Here is a 3,082-nt window from a genome sequence, read left to right as displayed (position 1 = left end):
TTAATTTCAAATGTTTTTTTGATGAACTTTCCCGAAGGGCATATGAATACCTATAATTAAAATAGATAAGCTATGAATAAAAAAGTGATAGAAAGATTATTCTCGTTTTTCAAAACTACCTTCATTCATTTTTACCTTGACGCAAAAACGAACCAAAAACGTCAAGTCTGTGCCTACAAATCGGTCAATAATGGCTACTCACTAAATGCTTTAAATCATTCGCATATAAAATGCGAACAGTAAATCATTTTTGACGCTCACTACGCCGAATTGACACTCGACTCTTCAGCAATGACGGTTTTTAATTCCTTATTAAAAGTAAATTTAAAACTTGAATATTGAAAAAGAAATTAAAAATCCGACGATTTAGTATCGAAATGACGAATTTTAGTTAAATTGTTCAGAATTACGAGCAAAGGATCTAAAGTGTGTTCGAAAGAAAAAATAATAAATTTATAAACCAAACACTCTCTTAATTTTTAGAAAGAGGTGTCCAAATCATTTTGACAACGTACAGATTTTCATAAAACAAATGGAAAGCGAAATATTTCAATACATTGATATTTGGTACAACAGAAAAAGAAGACACAGCTCATTGAATTACAAAACAATTGAAGAATTTAATAACTTAAATAATGTTTACAAAAATGTAGCTTAAATTTTACTGTACTTTTTATTTGCATAACCAGCTATCAAAATTTGCTTACATAAAACTGCAAATCTTCTATTAATATAAAAATCTTCAATAGCAAAAACCCTTATCAATATAAATTAACTGAGTCTTTCTTTGAAGATATTCAAAATCCTCTTGAACGAATTGTATTTAGTATCATGCTATTCTTAATTAAAACATTAAAAACTCAGATTCAATTTTATCAATCACTTTTTCAGGAATATTTTGTTTTTGACATAGGATTCTGAATTGATTAGTCGATTGTACGACTTCATCAATAATTCCGTTAGCATCTTTAATCGTGAATAAATCAGCTATTTTCAGTAAATCAGTTCGATTAATTTCAGTTCGTTTTCCATTAATAGACATCGCTCTTGAAATTCGAAGATAGTTTTTTAAAGCATCTAACGGATAGGTTAAATCATAGGCAGGAGCTAAATTCCAACGGTCTTTTTCTGTATCATAAATGAATGAGAAATTCTTTAAATGGTCATCAATATTAAAAAAAACAAGATTAAAAGCCATTCGTTTAAATAATTGCTGAATATTTTTGTGCGAAAGTTTCAAATCAAAAGCTAGTTTAAAAAGATTTTCATAAGACGAATTTTCAGGCTTTTTGAAATCCCACCCTGTCATTCCTGAAGCTGTCAAAATATGCTGTTTTTGTCCATTTTGACGATCAAATCGTAATGTTGCAAAATGTTTATCTTCAATTAATTTAGAAGGCATCATTTCAATTCCAATGGAAGTTGCAATTTGATAATAAATATATTCGATTTTTTCTTTTGAATAGCCTTGATCTTCGTCGATCGAAAGCTTGATTAAATAATGATTATATTCTTCAGAAGTTTCTAAATCACCAGGAATTAAATGTCCTGTAGATTTATTTTCCGAAACCAAAATTTTAGGTCGTGCACCGCCAGCTGAAGTTCCAATCTTGAAAATATTCAGTAAAGCAATATCACTTAATCCTTTTTCTTCGGTGGAAGTTTTTAAATCCAATACTTTTTTAACTACTTCTGTAATTTCATCGACATTAATTGTTTGATTGGATCTAATTTCTTTTGCAGGTGAAAATTCTATCGCTCCCATACCTCTTTTTCCTACGTAAGTAAGCTGTTCTAAAGGAGTGATTGAACTTATGTCTTTTTGAGTCGCTTCAAGCCATTCCTTAAAAACAATGTTTCCAAAAAAATCAGGTAAAGAATCAGCAATCATAGGAGGTAAACCTCGAAACGTTTCTCCCTCAAACTCAGAAAATACTTGTACATTAGGTGTTCTACGAATGACGTAAGGAAATATTTTTTTATAGATGTTATTCTCCAAAAAATCAGGATTATATTGGAATGAAGATTTCCTTTGGTTTTCGTCATAACCAATTTTACCAATTTCAATTCCATGAAAATTGATTGAAATGATTTGATTCTTTGCCATAATTAATACATGGATTGATTATTATCTAAATTTTCAATTTTATCTGAAACGAATTGATTGATTGATTTCATTTCGTCAAAATACTGTAATACTTTCAAAAGAGTTTCGATTGTAGGATTCTCTCCATTTTCAAGTTTAGCAATTGTTAAACGAGAAAGCGCTAATTCATCAGCTAATTCTTGTTGTGTTAAGTGTTCTGCTTTTCGCATTTTCTTACACCATTCACCAATTGAATTTTTTACATCTTTTATTGTTGTGAAATCTAACATAAATGTATATTATAATAATCAAATGTACGAATTTTAGACAAAATATATAATAATGTATACATTTTGTTTGTATTAAACCTGTCGTACTTCATGACTTCGTAGACTTTAAATATAATTATTTTAGTTTAGATTTAAGTATTTCATAAGGTGTTTTTCCTTTAAATGAACCATGTGGTCTTTTGAAATTATAAAAGTTTTCCCATTCTTCTAATTTCTTATTTAAATCCACATCATCTGTGTAATTTAAAAGTTGATAAAACTCTTTTTTATCTGTTAAATGAGATCGTTCAACTTTTCCATTTAATTGAGGTGTACCCACTTTTATAAATCGGTGTCTCATTCCTAAATCTTGAACATGCCAATGAAACTTTGATTGAAATTCGTGTCCATTATCTGTTTGAATTGTATTAATTCTAAAAGGGAATTTTTCTACAACATAATTTATGAATTCAATTGAACTTAATTGATTATGTTTTTCAGAGATTTTAAGTGCTCTAATTCGTGTAGCATCATCAATCGCTGTGTATTGAAATCGTTTGATTTCAGTGCCATTTGAATCATGAAAAATCAGAAATTTAACATCAACTTGTACCTGATGACCAGGTGTTTCTTTTTCATACTTGATACTATGCATGGCTCTTCTAGTCACCTTTCTGTCTAATCTAGCGACATTATTACGCTTTAGAATACGATAAACACTTGATTC

The 3,082-nt window shown here is 28.9% G+C and carries 3 protein-coding genes and 1 pseudogene; 1 reads left to right on the top strand and 3 read right to left on the bottom strand.

Features of this window, described 5'->3' with window-relative positions:
* Nucleotides 1-526: 526 nt before the first annotated feature.
* Nucleotides 527-658: pseudogene (locus B4G36_RS04935) on the top strand (IS3 family transposase); the annotation flags it as partial.
* 186 nt (nucleotides 659-844) lie between these two features.
* On the opposite strand, the gene B4G36_RS04930 reads toward B4G36_RS04935, so the two are convergent.
* The 3 genes from B4G36_RS04930 to B4G36_RS04920 form a co-directional block, all read right to left on the bottom strand.
* A complete protein-coding gene (locus B4G36_RS04930; RefSeq protein WP_291062422.1) occupies nucleotides 845-2,107 on the bottom strand; it encodes a type II toxin-antitoxin system HipA family toxin in 1,263 nt (420 codons plus the stop codon).
* A gap of 2 nt (nucleotides 2,108-2,109) precedes the next feature.
* Nucleotides 2,110-2,376, bottom strand: coding sequence for a helix-turn-helix transcriptional regulator (locus B4G36_RS04925; RefSeq protein WP_114999438.1), 267 nt, complete (start codon nucleotides 2,374-2,376; stop codon nucleotides 2,110-2,112).
* 115 nt (nucleotides 2,377-2,491) lie between these two features.
* On the bottom strand, nucleotides 2,492-3,082 hold a 591-nt coding region (locus tag B4G36_RS04920), incomplete at its 5' end, for an integrase core domain-containing protein (RefSeq protein WP_291062420.1).

This window comes from Empedobacter sp. UBA3239 (assembly GCF_002362875.1).
GTDB lineage: Bacteria > Bacteroidota > Bacteroidia > Flavobacteriales > Weeksellaceae > Empedobacter > Empedobacter falsenii_B.
Note: the sequence above shows the minus strand (reverse complement) of the source record. Positions and strands in the feature narration are given on the sequence as shown.

What these genes read in the sequence shown, in the direction of transcription:
- B4G36_RS04930 (WP_291062422.1), bottom strand. Translation starts at nt 2,107, where the DNA reads ATGGCAAAGAATCAAATCATTTCAATCAATTTTCATGGAATTGAAATT.
- B4G36_RS04925 (WP_114999438.1), bottom strand. Translation starts at nt 2,376, where the DNA reads ATGTTAGATTTCACAACAATAAAAGATGTAAAAAATTCAATTGGTGAA.